The organism is Rhodococcus sp. C3V, assembly GCF_029269915.1.
GTDB classification, from domain to species: Bacteria; Actinomycetota; Actinomycetes; order Mycobacteriales; family Mycobacteriaceae; genus Rhodococcus_F; species Rhodococcus_F qingshengii.
The window spans coordinates 20,051-37,184 of sequence record NZ_JARJBE010000014.1; the positions used below are offsets into that span (position 1 = coordinate 20,051).

19 protein-coding genes are annotated in these 17,134 nt (G+C 63.9%); 10 read left to right on the plus strand and 9 right to left on the minus strand.

Annotated features, from left to right (window positions below; genetic code table 11):
- Nucleotides 1–96: 96 nt before the first annotated feature.
- The 3 genes from P3G66_RS27220 to P3G66_RS27230 form a co-directional block, all read right to left on the minus strand.
- The gene (locus P3G66_RS27220; RefSeq protein WP_003942639.1) at nucleotides 97–1,068 is read right to left on the minus strand and encodes a sigma-70 family RNA polymerase sigma factor; all 972 of its coding nucleotides are present in this window, start codon (nucleotides 1,066–1,068) and stop codon (nucleotides 97–99) included.
- A gap of 159 nt (nucleotides 1,069–1,227) precedes the next feature.
- Nucleotides 1,228–2,727, minus strand: coding sequence for a methyltransferase (locus P3G66_RS27225; RefSeq protein WP_276117375.1), 1,500 nt, complete (start codon nucleotides 2,725–2,727; stop codon nucleotides 1,228–1,230).
- A gap of 26 nt (nucleotides 2,728–2,753) precedes the next feature.
- Complete coding sequence (locus P3G66_RS27230) at nucleotides 2,754–3,113, minus strand: DUF3099 domain-containing protein (protein ID WP_003942638.1); 360 nt, start codon at nucleotides 3,111–3,113, stop codon at nucleotides 2,754–2,756.
- Between the two features lie 83 nt (nucleotides 3,114–3,196).
- Between P3G66_RS27230 and P3G66_RS27235 the strand changes: the two genes are divergently transcribed.
- Nucleotides 3,197–3,433 carry a DUF3039 domain-containing protein gene (locus P3G66_RS27235; RefSeq protein ID WP_003942602.1) on the plus strand — a complete coding sequence of 79 codons (237 nt, stop codon included), beginning with the start codon at nucleotides 3,197–3,199 and terminating at the stop codon, nucleotides 3,431–3,433.
- Here the strand turns inward: P3G66_RS27235 and P3G66_RS27240 are convergent.
- Nucleotides 3,406–4,668 carry a YihY/virulence factor BrkB family protein gene (locus P3G66_RS27240; protein WP_030536891.1) on the minus strand — a complete coding sequence of 421 codons (1,263 nt, stop codon included), beginning with the start codon at nucleotides 4,666–4,668 and terminating at the stop codon, nucleotides 3,406–3,408. The two genes, P3G66_RS27235 and P3G66_RS27240, sit on opposite strands and share 28 nt — an antisense overlap.
- 256 nt (nucleotides 4,669–4,924) lie before the next feature.
- On the opposite strand from P3G66_RS27240, the gene P3G66_RS27245 reads away from it, so the two are divergent.
- Nucleotides 4,925–6,703 (plus strand): DEAD/DEAH box helicase, encoded by a 1,779-nt coding sequence (locus P3G66_RS27245; RefSeq protein WP_003942642.1) that lies wholly within the window; start codon nucleotides 4,925–4,927, stop codon nucleotides 6,701–6,703.
- A gap of 133 nt (nucleotides 6,704–6,836) precedes the next feature.
- Here the strand turns inward: P3G66_RS27245 and P3G66_RS27250 are convergent, their stop codons facing one another.
- On the minus strand, nucleotides 6,837–7,028 hold the full coding sequence (locus P3G66_RS27250; RefSeq protein ID WP_003942643.1) for a hypothetical protein: 192 nt from the start codon (nucleotides 7,026–7,028) through the stop codon (nucleotides 6,837–6,839).
- 234 nt (nucleotides 7,029–7,262) lie between these two features.
- On the opposite strand from P3G66_RS27250, the gene P3G66_RS27255 reads away from it, so the two are divergent.
- From P3G66_RS27255 to P3G66_RS27270, 4 genes are all read left to right on the plus strand, one after another.
- Complete coding sequence (locus tag P3G66_RS27255; protein WP_070161439.1) at nucleotides 7,263–7,640, plus strand: DUF952 domain-containing protein; 378 nt, start codon at nucleotides 7,263–7,265, stop codon at nucleotides 7,638–7,640.
- Nucleotides 7,641–7,726: 86 nt separating this feature from the next.
- The gene (locus P3G66_RS27260) at nucleotides 7,727–8,209 is read left to right on the plus strand and encodes a cation:proton antiporter regulatory subunit (protein WP_021344116.1); all 483 of its coding nucleotides are present in this window, start codon (nucleotides 7,727–7,729) and stop codon (nucleotides 8,207–8,209) included.
- A 7-nt stretch (nucleotides 8,210–8,216) separates the two neighbouring features.
- The gene (locus tag P3G66_RS27265) at nucleotides 8,217–9,389 is read left to right on the plus strand and encodes a cation:proton antiporter (RefSeq protein WP_003942634.1); all 1,173 of its coding nucleotides are present in this window, start codon (nucleotides 8,217–8,219) and stop codon (nucleotides 9,387–9,389) included.
- A gap of 21 nt (nucleotides 9,390–9,410) precedes the next feature.
- Nucleotides 9,411–10,220 carry a tyrosine-protein phosphatase gene (locus P3G66_RS27270; RefSeq protein WP_042449914.1) on the plus strand — a complete coding sequence of 270 codons (810 nt, stop codon included), beginning with the start codon at nucleotides 9,411–9,413 and terminating at the stop codon, nucleotides 10,218–10,220.
- 69 nt (nucleotides 10,221–10,289) lie between these two features.
- Here P3G66_RS27270 and P3G66_RS27275 read toward each other — a convergent pair whose 3' ends face one another.
- Together P3G66_RS27275 and P3G66_RS27280 are read right to left on the minus strand one after the other, a co-directional pair.
- Nucleotides 10,290–11,648, minus strand: a complete 1,359-nt coding sequence (locus tag P3G66_RS27275; protein ID WP_019748245.1) for an RNA polymerase sigma factor — start codon at nucleotides 11,646–11,648, stop codon at nucleotides 10,290–10,292.
- A 178-nt stretch (nucleotides 11,649–11,826) separates the two neighbouring features.
- Nucleotides 11,827–12,594, minus strand: coding sequence for a polyphosphate--glucose phosphotransferase (locus P3G66_RS27280; RefSeq protein ID WP_042920010.1), 768 nt, complete (start codon nucleotides 12,592–12,594; stop codon nucleotides 11,827–11,829).
- Nucleotides 12,595–12,763: 169 nt separating this feature from the next.
- Between P3G66_RS27280 and P3G66_RS27285 the strand changes: the two genes are divergently transcribed.
- On the plus strand, nucleotides 12,764–13,642 hold the full coding sequence (locus P3G66_RS27285; RefSeq protein ID WP_042920008.1) for an inositol monophosphatase family protein: 879 nt from the start codon (nucleotides 12,764–12,766) through the stop codon (nucleotides 13,640–13,642).
- A gap of 6 nt (nucleotides 13,643–13,648) precedes the next feature.
- Here P3G66_RS27285 and cei read toward each other — a convergent pair whose 3' ends face one another.
- Entirely contained in the window at nucleotides 13,649–14,332 is a 684-nt protein-coding gene (cei, locus tag P3G66_RS27290) for an envelope integrity protein Cei (RefSeq protein ID WP_003942618.1), read from the minus strand.
- A gap of 533 nt (nucleotides 14,333–14,865) precedes the next feature.
- Here cei and P3G66_RS27295 point away from each other — a divergent pair.
- Nucleotides 14,866–15,168 (plus strand): DUF4193 domain-containing protein, encoded by a 303-nt coding sequence (locus tag P3G66_RS27295; protein WP_003942593.1) that lies wholly within the window; start codon nucleotides 14,866–14,868, stop codon nucleotides 15,166–15,168.
- Between the two features lie 80 nt (nucleotides 15,169–15,248).
- On the opposite strand, the gene P3G66_RS27300 is transcribed toward P3G66_RS27295, so the two are convergent.
- Entirely contained in the window at nucleotides 15,249–15,746 is a 498-nt protein-coding gene (locus P3G66_RS27300; RefSeq protein ID WP_003942596.1) for a DUF3093 domain-containing protein, read from the minus strand.
- A gap of 41 nt (nucleotides 15,747–15,787) precedes the next feature.
- Between P3G66_RS27300 and dut the strand changes: the two genes are divergently transcribed.
- Nucleotides 15,788–16,282, plus strand: coding sequence for a dUTP diphosphatase (gene dut / locus P3G66_RS27305; RefSeq protein ID WP_003942635.1), 495 nt, complete (start codon nucleotides 15,788–15,790; stop codon nucleotides 16,280–16,282).
- Nucleotides 16,283–16,285: 3 nt separating this feature from the next.
- Nucleotides 16,286–17,134, plus strand: a complete 849-nt coding sequence (locus P3G66_RS27310) for a DUF3710 domain-containing protein (protein ID WP_276117376.1) — start codon at nucleotides 16,286–16,288, stop codon at nucleotides 17,132–17,134.

The following is a 17,134-nucleotide window of genomic DNA, read 5'->3' on the forward strand; positions in this document are numbered from 1 at the left end:
CCTTCCCGAGGGGGAGGGAAGTAGCGGTGGCCGGTGCTTTGTGCGGTGCGTCAGCGCGAGTGGTGTGGCGCGCTGACGCACCGCAGTGTTGTTTGATCAGCTCGCGTAGGACCGCAGTTTCTCGGCGCGATCGCCGACGCGGAGCTTGCCCATGACCTCACGCTCGATCTGACGAACCCGCTCACGCGAGAGGCCGAAGAGCTTGCCGATCTGATCGAGGGTGCGGGGCTGGCCGTCGTCGAGACCGTAGCGAAGTCGGATGACCTGCTGCTCCCGCTCGTCGAGCGTCCCGAGCACGCTGCGCACATCGCTGTGCAGCAGACCGGCGATGACGGCGTTCTCGGCCGAGGTCGCCTCGGAATCTTCGATGAAATCGCCCAAGGGCGCTTCTTCGTCGTTGCCCACAGGCATGTCCAGGCTTACCGGGTCGCGGCTGTGGTCGAGCAGGTCGGCAATCTTGTGCGCCGGGATGCCCGACTCTTCGGCCAACTCGTCGTCCGTGGCTTCTCGCCCGAGCTGCTGGTGCAGTTCGCGCTTGATGCGGGCGAGCTTGTTGACCTGCTCCACGAGGTGGACTGGGAGCCGGATGGTGCGGCTCTGATCAGCCATTCCGCGGGTGATCGCCTGACGGATCCACCAGGTGGCGTACGTCGAGAACTTGAAGCCCTTGGCGTAGTCGAACTTCTCCATCGCACGGATGAGTCCGAGGTTGCCTTCTTGAATCAGATCGAGGAGCGGCATGCCGCGGCCGGTGTAGCGCTTGGCCAGCGACACGACGAGTCGCAGGTTCGCTTCCAGGAGGTGGCTACGTGCCGACTGTCCCTCGCGAACGATCGTTGCGAGATCCCTCTTCTTGGCGACTGTCAGGCGCTTTCCCGTGGCAAGAACGTGGCTGGCGTACAGCCCCGCTTCGATTCGCTTCGCCAGTTCGACCTCGTCTGCTGCTGTCAGCAGTGCGGTACGACCGATCCCGTTCAGGTAGACGCGGACCAGGTCTGCGGCCGGGCTCTGGGCGTCCAGATCTGCGGCGCTCGGACGAATGCGAGTAGTGGTGCTGGGGCTTGTCATGACTTGCCTCCCTATCGGCGGTCTCTCACACAGTTCAACGTGTGAGAGTTCCGGGAAAGTTCCCGTGCCGATTTCCGCTAAATCGCCGTGACCTGCAGTTATTTCCCAGTCGTCCTGAGAAGTTGCTGAGAACACAAAAATCTGCAACTCACCGGGAACTCAGTTCGTGACGGGAAGCACCAACCCGTGCCGAACCAGCGAGACCATCATTGTGACGACGGCCTCACGTAGCTGGTCCGGGTCTTCGCCGTTCGCCGCGGCAAGAAGTTCGATCAATTCGTCGACCACCAGTCCATCCGCTCGGAGTCCGGCCAACAGCGCAGCACCGAGCTCGTCGATCTCGTGCTGCCAGTGCGGTCCGTTGCCGCGGTGCACACGCGTGACTACTTGTTGCCATCCCTCGTCACCGGGGAGGTAGACGCGTTCGAGAGCCGTGTCCGGATCGAGGACGAAGCGTTCCTCGAGGACGTCGTGTTCACGCAACCAGGCAAGACGGTCGAAGTAAGCGAGCGCCTCGGCCCCGAGCGGGTCCGAGAAGCCGTGCATGAGGTCCTCGGCCATCAGGTCGGTGGGGGAGTCGGTGCGGCGAAGAAACACGAAACCGAAGCCGACGCCCTCGACATCGGCTTCTTCGAGGTGATCCAGCCAGGCGTTTGCTCTCGATGCCGTTTCCGGATCTCGAGGATCCTGCCCGCCGTCCTTGAGCCACGTGCCGACGTACAGAGCCGCATCCGCGACATCGCGCTGGACCACCCAGGCATCGACGCCGTGGGCCGGCAGCCACGACGCGATCCGCGACCGCCAGTCCTGCCCTTCGACGTGCACCCAGGACGCCAGCAGAGCTGCCGTGCCGCCGGGGTTCAGGTAGTCGATCGATTGCGAGATCATCAATTCGCTCGCACCGTCGAGATCGAGGCCGGAATCGCGGTACGTGTGATGGACGCGTGCCTCGCCGACGACAAACGGCGGATTGGCGACCACCTGGTCGAAGGTTCGACCCTCGACGGGTTCGAACCAGGACCCTTGAAGGAGTTCGACGTCCAGTCCGTTGAGGGCCATGGTTGCTGCCGTGAGGTCGACAGCGCGTTGATTGATGTCGGTTGCGGTGACCGAATCGGCGTACGTGTTCGCGTGCAGGGCTTGGATGCCGCATCCCGTACCGAGGTCGAGCACGCTGCCGACCCTCGCGGTGGGCGTGGCCTGCAGCAAGGACAGTGACGCATGCCCAACGCCCAGCACATGATCGGCCGTGGCCTTCTTGGGACGGATTCCGCCGTCGAGATCCGAGATCACCCAACGATCGCCGTCGCCGACGTCGATGGGGCGAAGATCCACCGCGGCCCGCACGAGCGGATTCTCACTGTCGAAGTTCTCACCTTCGAGCAGACCGGCGTCGACGCACTGCGCGATTGTCAGCGGAGCCAGCGCCGCGGCGACGTCGCCCGCCGGGCAGTCATCGGCGAGAAGGAACAGTCTGATGAGAACGCCCAGGTCCCCGAGTTCTCGGGTGGCGCGGCGCACGGGCACCGGCTCACTTCGACCGAGAGCAGCGTGAACTTCGGGACCCAACGCCTCGAGCATGGTTCCGGTGTCGAATCGATTGCGAAGCAGAGCCTCACGCAGCGCAGGGGTGATGGACAGGAGCGTTTCGCTTCTCACCCTGTCATTCTCGCAGGCGGAACTTGTCAGCCTTCGATGGTGTGGTGCGTCGCGGATTCGATCTCGCCTGCGGTCTTCTTTCGTCCGTCGTATCGACTCGGTTCGTCCTTGGTGCGCGGTGGTCGGTCGTTGGCGATCAGGACGGCGATCCAGGGAAGCGGAATGGATGCACCGATGATGAGCATCGAGATCCAGGCGTTGGCCCAGATGCCGTACGCGATCGCCGCGAGGATCAACGCCGGGAACCGGAAGGACATGATGATCATGTACTTGCGCACTCGGGCTTTGTGCTGTTCTTCGACGGACTGCTGCGCTTCGGTGATCAGTACGGGATTGTCGGGAGTCCCGGCCTCGTCGGACCTGCCGAACGCGCCATTTCGTGCCATGACTCCACTGTTCCACTCTCGGCCGACAATTGCACACGACCCGTGGGTCGCACCGCTGTGACGGAGACGGCATTATTGGAGGGGTGAGCACTCAAACCAAGGAACGTCCCGACGTCTCCACCGACGAAACGACCGACGACGACACCCCGAAGTTCTTCCACTACGTGAAGAAGAACAAGATCGCCGAGAGCGCCGTCATGGGAACCCATGTCGTCGCGCTGTGCGGTGAGGTGTTTCCCGTGACGAAGTCCGCCAAGCCGGGATCACCGGTGTGCCCGGACTGCAAGAAGATTTACGAAGGACTCCGTAAGGGCGACTGACCTCGGGTCAGGCGAGCGGGAGTACTTCCGGAGCTCGGCGGATCGACAGCCTCGACGCAGTCGGCCGCCGGGCTCTTCGCGTCTGCGTGCGGTTCATCGCAGGGATCTTGGTCGACGCACGAGTTCTGGCGCGACTCCGATTGTCTGCTCTCGGTTTGTCTGCTGCGGGGCCGCCCGTACGAGGGGACCGTGGCCGGGTCCGCTTTGTCGCCCGAGATGCGGATCGGGCTGGTGGCCAGGTGCCAGGTCAGATTGGTGACCGGACCGGTCTTTTCGTCGGTGTTCTGAGCCGCAAGCCACTCTCGCATCTGCTCCATCCGAGTGGCACGAGCGGGCCAGAACTCCTGAACCGTCGCGTTGAACTCGGCGCCGAGCACGACGGCAAAACCAAGGAAGAACGTGAAGAGCAGAAACGCGATCGGCGTTGCCAGTGCGCCGTACGTGTAGCCGGTGCTGGTGACGAATCCCAGGTACCAACGCAATCCGGTGCTGGCGGCCATGAAGAACACACCGGCGACCAGGGCGCCCGCGAGCAGCCGATGCCACGGCAGCGACTTCGGCAGAGCGACTTTGTAGAGCGTCGTGAGGCCGATGATCACCAGCAGACCGACAGCAGGGTAGTAGAACGTGTCGACCAGATTCGATCCGACCACGTACCAGGAGGCCGGCAGTGCTCGCCCGACGAGCGTCGGCCCCAGAGCTACCAGCGGCAGGATGAACACCGCCATCACCAGGAACATCACGTAGAGCAGCAGGGCGAAGATGCGCTGCCAGATGGGATTGCGGGCATCCTGCTGCCCGTGTGCTTCCACGATCGAGTCGACGAACGTACTGATCGCCGATGATCCCGCCCACAGGGAGAGCAGGAAGCCCACCGAGATGATCTCCGGGCGTCCGCGCTGAAGGACGTCCGTCACCGTCGGGCGGATGATCTGGTCGACGACGCTTTCGCTGAAGATCGTTCCGCTGAACGTGACGATCTTGGATTCGATGATCTCGACGGTGTTGGGTCCGAACCACCCACCGATGTAGCCGATCATTCCCAGAAGGCCGAGCAGCAGGGGAGCAAGCGACAGCGTTTGCCAGAACGCGGCCGTAGCCGCCTTTCCGAAGATGGAATCGTCCCAGGCCTTGCTCAGGGTTCGACCGATCAACTGCCCGGTGCGGCGTAGCGGATGCCATCTGCGGTGGTGCAGATCACTTCCGCTCGACTTCTCGCCTCGCGCTTCACTCATGATGTCTCCAGCATCCCTGACGACACACCCGGTTGCCCAACCATGGCGCCGACGTGTCGCACATTTCTGAGACAATTCGCGTGCAGGTCGGCAGGATGCGAGAGAAGCGAAACCTCGCCGGCCGGAGTGAGAACGGCCATGAGTACGCGCTTCGAGTGCGGCTTTGGTCGGTGGCGGCGGCTAGGCTCGTCGCCGGACATTGATGAAAATTCGAGGAGCGCGAGACAACAGTGCGATTCCAGTGGAGGCGCGGCCTATGACGTCTGAGACCGTGGCAGCCGAGTTCGGCAAGTCGCCCGAACCCGCCGGAGCTCAATCCGCGGGAACCCAACCTGGCGCCCCTACCGGTTCCCTTCGTGCATGGCAGCGCCGTGCACTGACCAAGTACCTTTCCAGCAGTCCGCGTGACTTTCTGGCGGTCGCAACGCCGGGAGCAGGTAAGACCACCTTCGCTCTGCGGGTAGCTTCGGAATTGCTCCGTGACCGGACGGTCGACCAGATAACCGTCGTGGCGCCGACCGAGCACCTCAAACACCAGTGGGCGGAGTCCGCACAGCGCTCCGGCCTCGCATTGGACTCGCGGTTCTCCAACTCGACCGGCCAGACCTCGAGTGACTATCACGGCGTCGTGCTGACCTACGCCCAGGTTGCCTCGCACCCGTCGAAGCATCGTGTGCGGACCGAGGGCCGCAAGACGCTGGTCATCCTCGACGAGATCCACCACGGCGGCGACGCCAAGAGCTGGGGCGACGCCATTCGTGAAGCGTTCGGCGACGCGACCAGGCGTCTCGCACTGACCGGAACCCCGTTCCGCAGTGACGACAGTGCCATTCCTTTTGTCGAGTACGAGCCGGACAAGGAAGGTCTGCTCCGCTCGAAAGCCGACCACTCCTACGGATATTCGGATGCCCTCAAGGACGGCGTGGTTCGCCCCGTCGTGTTTCTCGCCTACTCGGGCGAGGCACGGTGGCGAAACAACGCCGGCGAGGAATTCACCGCTCGACTCGGCGAGCCGCTGAGCGCCGAGCAGACGACTCGGGCATGGCGTACGGCCTTGGACCCTGCCGGCGACTGGATTCCTGCCGTGCTGCAAGCAGCAGACACCCGTTTGGCGCAGCTGCGCAGTACCGGTATGCCCGATGCCGGCGGACTCGTCATCGCGACGGACCAGACAGTGGCCCGCGAGTACGCGAAGGCCCTGACAGCGATCACCGGCGAACAGCCGGCCGTCGTGCTGTCCGACGACCCCACCGCGTCCAAGCGAATCGCCGAATTCGGTGCGAGCGACCAGAAATGGATGGTCGCGGTCCGCATGGTGTCCGAGGGCGTCGACGTTCCCCGTCTGGCGGTCGGTGTGTACGCGACCAGCGCGTCGACTCCGCTGTACTTCGCTCAGGCGATCGGGCGCTTCGTGCGCTCGCGTCGTAAGGGCGAAACTGCCAGCGTCTTCCTGCCGTCGGTGCCGGTGCTTCTCGACCTTGCCGCACAGCTCGAGGCCCAGCGTGATCACGTACTCGGCAAGCCGCATCGTGAGAAGGACGGCCTCGAAGACGACCTGCTCGCCGATGCGAACAAGCAGAAGGACGAGCTGGGCGAGGAGGAGAAGGCGTTCACGTCCCTGGGCGCCGATGCCGAACTCGACCAGGTGATCTACGACGGATCATCCTTCGGTACCGCGACATTCGCCGGAAGTGACGAGGAAGCCGACTACCTCGGTCTGCCAGGCCTACTCGACGCCGATCAGATGCGGGCATTGCTGCGTCAACGCCAGCAGACGCAGGTCGAGGCCAACTCGGCCAAGGCCGCCGCCCCGCAACCCACGGCGGCAGTGGTATCCGATCGAGCGGCCACGGCAGATCAGCTCGGTGCGCTCCGCAAGGAGCTCAACGGGTTGGTGGCGATGAACGTTCACCGCACTGGTAAGCCGCACGGCATCATTCACGCGGAACTGCGCCGGGTGTGCGGCGGTCCGCCGACGGCCATCGCTACTGTCGATCAGCTGACCGAACGCATCGCGATTCTCCGCAGCTGGTAGCAGCCGATACCGGTCCCGCACGCTTCGCGTGCTTGCGGCCCCGGAACGGCAGAACGGGCGATCACAGTGACTGTGATCGCCCGTTCTGGCGTTCATGGCGCGCCTCGTGAAGAGGCCACCCCCGGCTGACAGGTCAGATTGCGGGTTCGCTTTCGGAGACGACGGCATTCATCTCGCGAAGTCGATCCGCGTGTTCGGTTGCGTGGTGTCCGCAGAAGAGAAGCTCGCCGCCGGTGGGAAGCACGGCGCGTACGCGTGCTCCGGCACCGCACCGGTCGCACCGGTCGGCAGCGGTCAACTGTGGGCTGGTCAGTGTTCCGGGCATGACTCCTCCGTACTGGCTTTGCGGCATTCGGGCCGCGTGCCTGGGGCCTGGTCCGCCGCGTCGGAATGGCGCGGTAGATCCACTCTTACAGACGTTTGGGGTTTACGGGTTGTTCCCGAAGGCGTTTCTTAGTGTTGTGTCTCACTGGAAATGCGCTGGGCAGGCATTCTCGGGTGAGGATTGTTCGCTGACAGCTGATTCGGATCGCCGACCTCAGCCCGATATTCTGGGCGGATGAACCCGGGACGCGAACCACTTGTCGACGAGAGCGTCGAGTTGCTCCACATGTGCACGCGCGAGGAGTGGGCGCGGGCACAACAGCTCGGTGAACGTATCCCCGACGGATTCGAGGCGGAGGGATTTGTCCACATGTCGACTCCGGCGCAAGTTCATCTCCCGGCCAATCGGATCTTTGCCGGCCGTGACGACATAGTCCTTCTGGCTATCGATCCGGCCTTGCTCGGCGGTCAGGTCAAGTACGAACCGGGTGTCCCCTCGGACCCGGAATCGATGCGATTCCCGCATCTGTACGCCCCGATTCCCGTCGCAGCCGTCACCGCTGTCGTCGAGTATTTTCCGGGCGAGAACGGCGCGTTTTCGCCGGTTCGGTAGGTCGCCGGTTGGCCGGTCGTGAACTGTGCCCCGCGGATTACGGCCCTCCCGCGATGCAGGTCACCGATCGGCGCTACCGTTGGTATATGAACGTAGAAGTCACCCCACTACCGGGGATCGGGACGCGCAAGGATTTTGTTCTGTCTTCCGGTCGTCGCGTGGGTGTCGTCACCCATCGGGACGGTCATACCGACCTCATCGTTTCCAAGGCAGACGACCCTGACGCGTGTGCTGCCTCGCTGCCTCTGACCACCGAGGAAGCGGCAGCGCTCAGCAATCTCCTGGGTGCCCCCCAGCTCGTTGCTCAGCTCGAGGAAGAGCACCGTGACCTTCCGGGCATTCGAACCAAACAGCTCTACATCAAGGACGGTTCTCGCTACGACGGACAGACCCTCGGGGACACCGGCATGCGCACGCGCACCGGAGTGTCCATCGTCGCCGTCATGCGCGCAGGACAGGTGAGCCCGTCTCCGAACCCCGACTTCACGTTCACCGGGGGAGACCTTCTCGTGGCAGTCGGAACGCCGGACGGTTTGGCTGCAGCGGCAAAAATCTTGGCCAACGGCTGACTGGCGCGTGGACACAACCACCCTCGCACTGATCGAACTCGGCGCGGTCTTCTTCGCGCTCGGACTGCTCGGACGGCTCGCTGCTCGCGTCGGCATGTCGCCGATCCCGTTCTACCTGATCGGCGGCCTGTGCTTCGGACAGGGCGGTTTCATCCAGCTCGGCGACATCGGCGAGTTCTCCCATCTGGCAAGTGAGATCGGGATCGTCCTGCTCTTGCTGCTGTTGGGGCTCGAATACACTGCGGCCGAGCTCGTCACCGGTCTCAAACGCTCGCGGGTAGCCGGCATCGTCGACATCGTCCTCAACGCCACCCCTGGCGCGGTTGTCGGCTTGATGCTCGGCTGGGGCGTCGTGGGGGCGACGGTCATGGCCGGCGTCACCTACATCTCGTCTTCGGGAATCATCGCCAAGGTGCTCAGCGACCTGGGGCGCCTCGGTAACCGCGAGACACCGGTCGTGCTTTCGATTCTGGTGTTCGAAGACTTGGCGATGGCGCTGTACCTGCCGATTCTGACCGCGATGCTCGCGGGCGTGAGCTTCATGGGCGGGCTCGAAGCGGTCGGGATCTCGTTGTTGGTCATCACCGTGGTTCTTGTCGTGGCCCTCCGATACGGACGGTACGTCTCCGCCCTCCTCGACAGTCCCGACAGTGAGACGCTCCTGCTCAAGCTGCTCGGTGCCGCACTGTTGGTCGCCGGCATCAGTTCGGCGATGCAGGTGTCGGCGGCTGTGGGCGCATTCCTCCTCGGAATCGCGATCTCGGGGTCGACGGCGCACAATGCCAGTCGCGTGCTCGAGCCCCTTCGAGATCTGTTCGCCGCAATGTTCTTCGTGGTCTTCGGTCTCAACACCGATCCCAGTTCCATTCCGCCAGTCCTCGGATGGGCCGCGATCCTGGCAGTGGTCACGGCGATCACGAAGCTGGTAACCGGCGCTTGGGCGGCCAGACGTCAGGGTGTCGCGCGAATGGGTCAGGCGCGCGCCGGTGCCGCTCTGATCGCCCGCGGTGAGTTCTCCATCATCATCGCCGGCCTCGCGGTGTCCGCAGGCGCCGTCGACGCCGAACTTGCCGCATTGGCAACTGCTTACGTGCTCCTGATGGCGGTCATCGGCCCGGTGGCGGCAAGAGTTATCGAACCGGTCGCCTCGTTGTACATCAAGGTTCGTACGAAGTCCTGATTGCGGTCCTATTCTGTCCGGATGTCGAACAGAATCGCCCGTCCCGCCGCGACCGCTCTGTGTGCGCTGATCATCTCGTGTGCACCGGTCCCGGCGCTCGCCGGTGGAATTCCCGCTCTCGACCACGCCGGACCCACAGCTGCGCAGGTTGCCGCGGATCGATCGCTACACCTCGAGGGTGCGTCGAACGCGCGTGACATCGGTGGCTACGACGCCGCGGACGGGCAGACCGTTCGGTGGGGGAAGGTATTTCGCTCGAATGCCCTCGACAAGCTGACACCGTCGGATCTCGCGTCGTTGAGCGAACGCGGAGTGGAATCGGTCGACGACTTCCGTACGGTCGTCGAACGAACGCTCTCGCAGGATCGCCTTCCGAACGGGGCGCGAAGCAACTGGTTCGACGTCATCGGAACCAACCCCGCCAACCTCCCGGCGCTGGTGGACATGCCGACGATGTACGCGTTGATGGTGACCGATCCGGGGGCGAGCCGCGCATTCCACGACGCGCTGGTGAACGTCGCGAACACCGACGGTGCAGTCCTCTACCACTGCTCGGCGGGCAAGGACCGTACCGGTTGGATGACCGCAGTTCTCCTGACCGTCCTCGGCGTGAGTCGCACCGACGTGAACGCCGATTACATGCTCAGCAATCAGTACCTCACCGGACCCCGCACGGGGAGCGCGTTCATCGACGGCGTCGAACAGTCTTGGCTGGACACGTCTTTCGCCACGGTGGATCGGGTGTACGGCAACTTCGACAACTACGTCCGGGACGGCCTTCAGTTGAGCGAGGACGATGTCGCACAACTCCGGGACACACTCTTGGTCTGAGGCGGCAAACGCACAAGAGCCGCTCTCCGGAGATCCGGAGAGCGGCTCTTGTGTGCATAGCTGGTGTGACTAGTCGAGGTAGTCGCGCAGAACCTGCGAACGCGACGGGTGGCGCAGCTTCGACATCGTCTTCGATTCGATCTGGCGGATACGCTCACGCGTGACGCCGTAGACCTGTCCGATTTCGTCTAAAGTCCTCGGCTGACCGTCGGTGAGACCGAAGCGGAGGCGAACCACGCCGGCTTCGCGCTCGGACAGCGTCTCGAGTACCGACTGCAGCTGATCCTGCAGCAAGGTGAACGAGACGGCATCGACTGCGACAACAGCTTCGGAGTCCTCGATGAAGTCACCGAGCTGGCTGTCGCCCTCGTCGCCGATGGTCTGGTCGAGAGAGATCGGCTCACGCGCGTACTGCTGGATTTCCAGCACCTTCTCCGGCGTGATGTCCATTTCCTTGGCGAGCTCTTCCGGCGTGGGCTCACGGCCCAGGTCCTGGAGCAGCTCACGCTGGATACGGCCGAGCTTGTTGATGACCTCGACCATGTGCACCGGGATACGGATGGTGCGAGCCTGGTCGGCCATTGCGCGGGTGATGGCCTGACGGATCCACCACGTGGCGTAGGTCGAGAACTTGTAACCCTTGGTGTAGTCGAACTTCTCGACTGCACGGATCAGACCGAGGTTGCCTTCCTGGATGAGGTCCAGGAACGCCATGCCGCGGCCCGTGTAGCGCTTGGCGAGTGAGACGACCAGGCGGAGGTTGGCCTCGAGGAGGTGGTTCTTGGCGCGGTTGCCGTCGCGGCAGATCCAGCTCATGTCGCGTCGCTGAGCCGCAGGCAACTTCTCGCCCTTGTCAGCGAGGTCCTGCATGATCTGCACGGCGTAGAGGCCGGCCTCGATGCGCTTGGCCAGTTCGACTTCCTCTTCGGCGTTGAGGAGTGCGACCTTGCCGATCTGCTTGAGGTAGGCGCGAACCGAGTCGGCGGACGCCGTCAGTTCGGCATCCTTGCGTGCCTGGCGGAGAGCCTCGGACTCTTCCTCGTCCCAGACGAAGTCGCCGGAAGCCTTGTCCTTCTCGGACGGCTCTGCAGCGGTCTCTTCGTCTTCGCCGACTGCTACGACCTCGACGACATCGGACTCGACCTCGGCAAGGTCGCCGTCCGTGATGTCGATGTCTTCCAACTCGACATCGCCGTCTTCGGCGTCAGGATCGCCGGCCTTCTTGGGGCTGGCCTTCTTAGCTGCTGCCTTCTTGGCCGGAGCTTTCTTGGCCGGAGCCTTCTTTGCTGCTGCCTTCTTGGCGGGGGCCTTTTTCGCCGGAGCCTTCTTGGCTGCCGGAGCGGTGACGGTGGCCGCCTCCACGGCTGGAGATTGTGGCTCTGACTCTGATGGAGAATCAGCAGTCTGACGTGTATCGGTGGCTGCCACGTACGCCCTTTCGTGACGGTGTCGTGCGGCGTCACGCCAGAGTGGTGATCCGGCGGAGAGGTCAATGGTTGTTGGCCGGCGCGCAGCCGGACTTCACCATTGTAACGACTCTCAGGAAACTCTTACGTCACGGCGGGCCGTAACAGGTAGATTTTCCGCTTTTCACGTGTGGGTTTTCTCATCCGGCGACGGAGGCCGGCCTAGCCAGTCCGACCGATGCGAGCGCAGCTCCGGCAATTCCGGCGGTGTTGAGAAGGGTGGCGGGGACGACCTTGGTGCGGTTGGTCAGATGCGGAATCCACTTCTCGTGCTTGCGGCTGATACCGCCTCCGGCGATGAAGAGATCTGGCCAGAGCAGGTTCTCGAAGGTGGTCAGAACTCGCGAGACCTCGACCGCCCACTCCTTGTAGCTCCAGTCCTTCTTCTCCTTCACCGACGACGCCGCCCGGTGCTCGGCTTCCTTGCCGTCGACCTCGAGGTGGCCGAACTCGGTGTTGGGCAACAGAACTCCGTTGTGCAGCACGGCAGATCCGATTCCGGTGCCGAAGGTCAACAAGATCACGACGCCGGAGGTGTCTTTGCCCGCTCCGAACGAGTCCTCGGCGATTCCGGCAGCGTCGGCGTCGTTGAGGACGGTGACCTCGCGCCCGCCCAGCGCCTTGCCGAACAGGGCGGCGGCGTCGGTGTCGATCCAGGACTTGTCGATGTTCGCGGCGCTTCGCGCGACGCCGCCGGTCACGACAGCGGGCAAGGTGATGCCGACCGGACCGGTCCACTTGGCCTGCTCGACGATCTCGGCGACAGTGCCCGCGATCGCATCGGGTGTGGACGGCTGCGGGGTCAGGATCTTGATGCGGTCACCGATCATTTCCCCGGTGCTCAGGTCGATCGTGCCGCCCTTGACGCCGCTGCCGCCGACGTCGATCCCGAAACCTGTGGTTGTCATCGTCCTGCGCTCCTGAGTGTCGAATTCGAGGTCACGATCTACCGTTGCAAACACTAACCCGAACGAGGACCCGGGCGCGTCCTCTCGAACCGCCCGCCTCGAGACGTTCGAGTGGTGCCCCTCGGTAGAGATGTGTTGCGATGGTCCGGTGCGCCCTTCAGAAAGAACGTTGCCCGACTTTTCCGCCGATTCTCTGGACCCCGCACAGTTGCGGGAAGTAGCCGTAGCCGTCGCCGAACGCGCAGCCGAACACGTCCGCTTGCGTCGGCCCGAGGTATTCGGCCTGGTGGGTTCCGGTGCCGCCGAGGGTGGTTCGGTTGCGGCGAAGAGCACGCCCACCGATCCCGTCACGGTTGTCGATACCGAAACCGAACAGGTGATTCGCGACCTTCTGGCGCAATGGCGGCCTGCAGATTCGATCCTGGGTGAGGAAGGTGGCGGAGACACCGACGATTCCGCGGGAGTTCGGTGGGTTGTCGATCCCATCGACGGCACGGTGAATTTTCTCTACGGAATCCCCGCGTTCGCCATCTCGGTGGCCGTACAGATCGACGGGGTCTCGGTAGCCGGGGCTGTCGTCGACGTGTCGTTGGAAACCACGTACGCCGCGCATCGGGGCGGCGGTGCAACCATGACCACGGCCGACGGCGTCGTCAGCGACCTGCAAGCCAATGAGGTGACCGAGCTGTCAATGGCGCTGTTGGCCACCGGCTTCGGTTACGGAGCGGATCGCCGGAAGGTCCAGGGCACGTTGATCGGGCAGATCCTGCCGCAGGTTCGCGACATCCGACGCATCGGTTCGGCGGCTTTGGATCTGTGCATGGTTGCCACCGGCCGGGTCGACGCTCACTTCGAACACGGACTGAGTCCATGGGACTGGGCAGCCGGCTCCTTGATCGCTTCCGAAGCGGGCGCCGTCATCAACGTCCCGGCGCCCAATTCCACGTCGGCCGACGGCGATGTCGTTTACGCAGTCGCTCCGGCGATCGCCGAGCAGTTCGCGCACATGCTCAGTTCGATCGGCGCAGATCAGCCGATTCCGAGCTGAGGCCTGTCAGCATCGCGCCGTGCGCGCTGCTTTGAGCAGTGCGATGTCCATCGGAGCGACTTCGGCGTTTGCGGGCTGCTCGGCCAGAGCATGCAGGATCGCGGTAGCGTCGGTGTTGGGGGTCAGGGCGCCCTTGTTGTAGGTGCCGAGAGCCAGGTCGACGGTGTCGTCGCCGCGGCCGTCCTGGACCAGTTCGGCGCAGGGGGCGACCAGCCAGACGGAACTGGCGGCGGCGAGGCCGTTCGCTCCGAATCGGATCTGACCCTGGCACTCCATGTTCTGGTCGACGTAGACGGGGTCGTTTCCGACCTGGACGTCCGGCGCGCTGGAGAAGCCGAACTCGCTCAGTTGCGCTGCCACCTGGGCCGCCTGACCGTGTTCACCGTTGGCGTTGAACACACGAACCTTGGTGGCGGCGAGGGGAGCGGGATCCACGTCGAGCAGCTTCGAGCGGTCGACGACGGTTCCCAGCGGTAGTGGCGCCGCTGCCGAAGGATCGGACGAAGGTTGCGGCAGGTTGCAGGCGACGGTGTCACTGACTTCCGCCTCGGCGCTCAGGATGCGGACCCACAAGACACTGCCGATCAATGCGAGTACCGCGAACACGGCGATCACCGGCCACGCGCGCCGACGGCGGAACGGACGTCCCTGGTCATCGGTAGAGCTGCCTTCGGTGATCAGAGAAACCACGGTATCCCTCGACTTTCTTGACGAAACTTCTACTTCGCCATCGGGCCGAGCGGCGCCGGCATGACGTTCGGTGCCTACCTTAGAGGGCCTGTGTGACGAGACAGCCGAAGCGAGGCTCGACGCGTCGAGTCCTTGTCGATTGCGAAACGGCAGTTGGCCGATTACCGGCCTGTTTCTACCCGGATTCGGCCCGAAAACATCGTGGAAAGGTCACAGCTTGCTCTTGCCTTGGTGACAATTCGCAGTCATTTTTCGGAAATTTCCGATTCGGTTACTACTTTCGTGCTCACGTCGGCTACTGTCTGGCGGCCCAGGTCGTTCAACTGGGCATCGGCCGGACGCCGAAATGACAACCAAATGAGGCGCAGATCACGTTCTCGGAAGGAACTTCCGGGCACTAATTCCAGTCCTGCAGCGTTATGCAGCGACAGGGAATGATCTGGATGCCACGGCGGTTTCCATGCGCATCAAGGATCTACCGGATTCTCGGCGCACACGGGACCGGGATACACGAAGAGGATGGGGTAGACGAGATGGCAACTGACTACGACGCACCGAGGCGTACAGAGTCCGACGAGGTTTCGGAGGACTCGCTCGAGGAGCTGAAGGCGCGACGCAACGAAGCGCAGTCAGCCGTCGTCGACATCGACGAGACGGACACCGCGGAGTCCTTCGAGCTGCCGGGTGCCGACCTTTCCGGCGAGGAACTCTCGGTTCGAGTTGTTCCGAAGCAGGCAGACGAGTTCACGTGTTCGAGCTGCTTCCTGGTTCATCACCGCAGCCGCCTGGCCAGTGATGCCAACGGACAGCTCGTATGCATGGACTGCGCTGCCTGATCTCCCTTCCCGGTGGTCGACCCGTCAGCGCGAGGGTCGACCAAGGGTCGGGAAGTACTGCTTTGCTGTGACCGCGCTGGTCAGAGATCCAGCGCAGCCAGCAGATCAGCGGGACGACGTGTGCTCACCAACCAGTACGGCGTGGGATCCTCCGGGTCGTCGAGCACGATCAACACCATTGTCTTGACCCATGGGCGATGCTGGACGAACGCCGACGGATCGAGTTGGCGCCCCATCGCAGCACTCTTCGCGGAAGCCGGCACTGCTGCCGCCCGTGAAATCAATTCGACCGGCAGGTGGGCTCTACCCACGTGCAGTTCCTTCACCCCTGCTGTCTCCACCACCTCGACGCGCATCCGGCTGAGCCAGAATGCCGCCCAGATCGGGATCGGGAGTAGTACGACGTACGCCAGGTACGAGAGAAGCCCCGGGCGGCCCATGTGGACCTCGGCCGCGAGGAGTCCGGCTACGGCCAACCCGGCGATCCACCACCAGATCGGCACCCACAGGCGCTCGGAGTACAGCGTCGTGGACGGGGGCGTTGTGGTGGCGACGTCAGGTCGAGATGTTTCGGGCACCTGTCAAGGATAGTCCGTCGCTACGAGTAGTCTTGGCCCACGTGAGCGACCATCTCTCCATCGCCTTGAAGCGACTGGATCCAGACCTGCCCGTTCCACAGCGTGCGCATCCCGGAGATGCGGGTGTGGATCTGTGCTCCACCAGCGACGTCACCATCGAACCCGGACACCGAACACTGGTCGGAACGGGGATCGCGATCGCTTTGCCGGTGGGCACCGTCGGGTTGATCCATCCGCGTTCCGGACTCGCCGCCAAATCGGGACTGTCGATCGTGAATGCGCCCGGAACCGTGGACGCGGGATACCGGGGCGAACTCAAGGTCTGCTTGATCAATCTCGATCCGGCCACAGCCATCGACATCCGCCGCGGTGACCGAATCGCTCAGCTCGTGGTTCAACGAGTCGAACTTCCGGTTTTCGAGGAAGTCGAATCGCTGGACGACACGACCAGAGGAACCGGAGGCTACGGTTCCAGCGGCGGGCACGCGATACTCGATACCGATGCGCCTGGCGCGGTAGTCGGAGAGGGAGTCTGAATCATGTTCGGACGCAAGAAGAAGACAGATGTCGACGAGGAAACCACCAGCTTCTTCGGTGACGAGAACGACGAGTCGGTGGAGATCGACGAGGTCGAAGACGATCTCGAAGTCACCGGCGACGAGTTCGGTGACGAATCGGAAGGCCCTTACGACATCTCGGAGATCGATTCCGACGATCCGACGGCAGGCCGTGACGGTCAGCGTCTTGATCTCGGTTCCGTTCTGGTGCCGATGCCGACCGGCGGGCAGTTGCAGGTCGAGATGGCGCCCAACGGTTCGCCGCAGGCCGTGCACCTGGTCACCGAGCACGGCCGCATCACGGTTGCTGCCTACGCCGCCCCGAAATCGCCCGGTCAGTGGCGTGAGGTCGTTGCCGAGCTCGCGCAGTCGCTTCGCGACGACAATTCCGCGGTGAGCGTCGAGAACGGCCCGTGGGGCCGTGAACTGGCTGCTGTGACGGCCAACATGGACCTGCGGTTCATCGGCGTCGACGGTCCCCGGTGGATGGTGCGCTGCGTGGTCGCGGGTCCGAGTGGATCCACCGCCGCGAACGCTCCTCTGGTGGCAATCGCACGGGACATCTTGCGTGACACCGTCGTCAACCGAGGATCAGAGCCGCATCCGGTGCGGACACCGCTGCCCGTGGTGCTCCCGCAGGTGCTCGCCGAGCAGTTGGCGGCCGCACACGAGCAGCAGTTGGCGGCAGCGCAGCAGCAACAGGTCGCCGCCCAGCAGCAACAGCAGTCAGCACCGCCCGCTCCGCCCGCTCCGCCGGCACCTCCAGCACGGCCGACCCCGCCGCCTCGTAGCGGCGAATCCGGTTCTGCCATGCAGCAATTGGGTCAGTAA

Excerpts from the sequence above, each read along its gene's own strand:
- P3G66_RS27220 (WP_003942639.1), bottom strand. The coding sequence starts at position 1,068 with ATGACAAGCCCCAGCACCACTACTCGCATTCGTCCGAGCGCCGCAGAT.
- P3G66_RS27230 (WP_003942638.1), bottom strand. The coding sequence starts at position 3,113 with ATGGCACGAAATGGCGCGTTCGGCAGGTCCGACGAGGCCGGGACTCCC.
- P3G66_RS27240 (WP_030536891.1), bottom strand. The coding sequence starts at position 4,668 with ATGAGTGAAGCGCGAGGCGAGAAGTCGAGCGGAAGTGATCTGCACCAC.
- P3G66_RS27245 (WP_003942642.1), top strand. The coding sequence starts at position 4,925 with ATGACGTCTGAGACCGTGGCAGCCGAGTTCGGCAAGTCGCCCGAACCC.
- P3G66_RS27250 (WP_003942643.1), bottom strand. The coding sequence starts at position 7,028 with ATGCCCGGAACACTGACCAGCCCACAGTTGACCGCTGCCGACCGGTGC.
- P3G66_RS27255 (WP_070161439.1), top strand. The coding sequence starts at position 7,263 with ATGAACCCGGGACGCGAACCACTTGTCGACGAGAGCGTCGAGTTGCTC.
- P3G66_RS27260 (WP_021344116.1), top strand. The coding sequence starts at position 7,727 with ATGAACGTAGAAGTCACCCCACTACCGGGGATCGGGACGCGCAAGGAT.
- P3G66_RS27270 (WP_042449914.1), top strand. The coding sequence starts at position 9,411 with ATGTCGAACAGAATCGCCCGTCCCGCCGCGACCGCTCTGTGTGCGCTG.
- P3G66_RS27280 (WP_042920010.1), bottom strand. The coding sequence starts at position 12,594 with ATGACAACCACAGGTTTCGGGATCGACGTCGGCGGCAGCGGCGTCAAG.
- P3G66_RS27295 (WP_003942593.1), top strand. The coding sequence starts at position 14,866 with ATGGCAACTGACTACGACGCACCGAGGCGTACAGAGTCCGACGAGGTT.
- P3G66_RS27310 (WP_276117376.1), top strand. The coding sequence starts at position 16,286 with ATGTTCGGACGCAAGAAGAAGACAGATGTCGACGAGGAAACCACCAGC.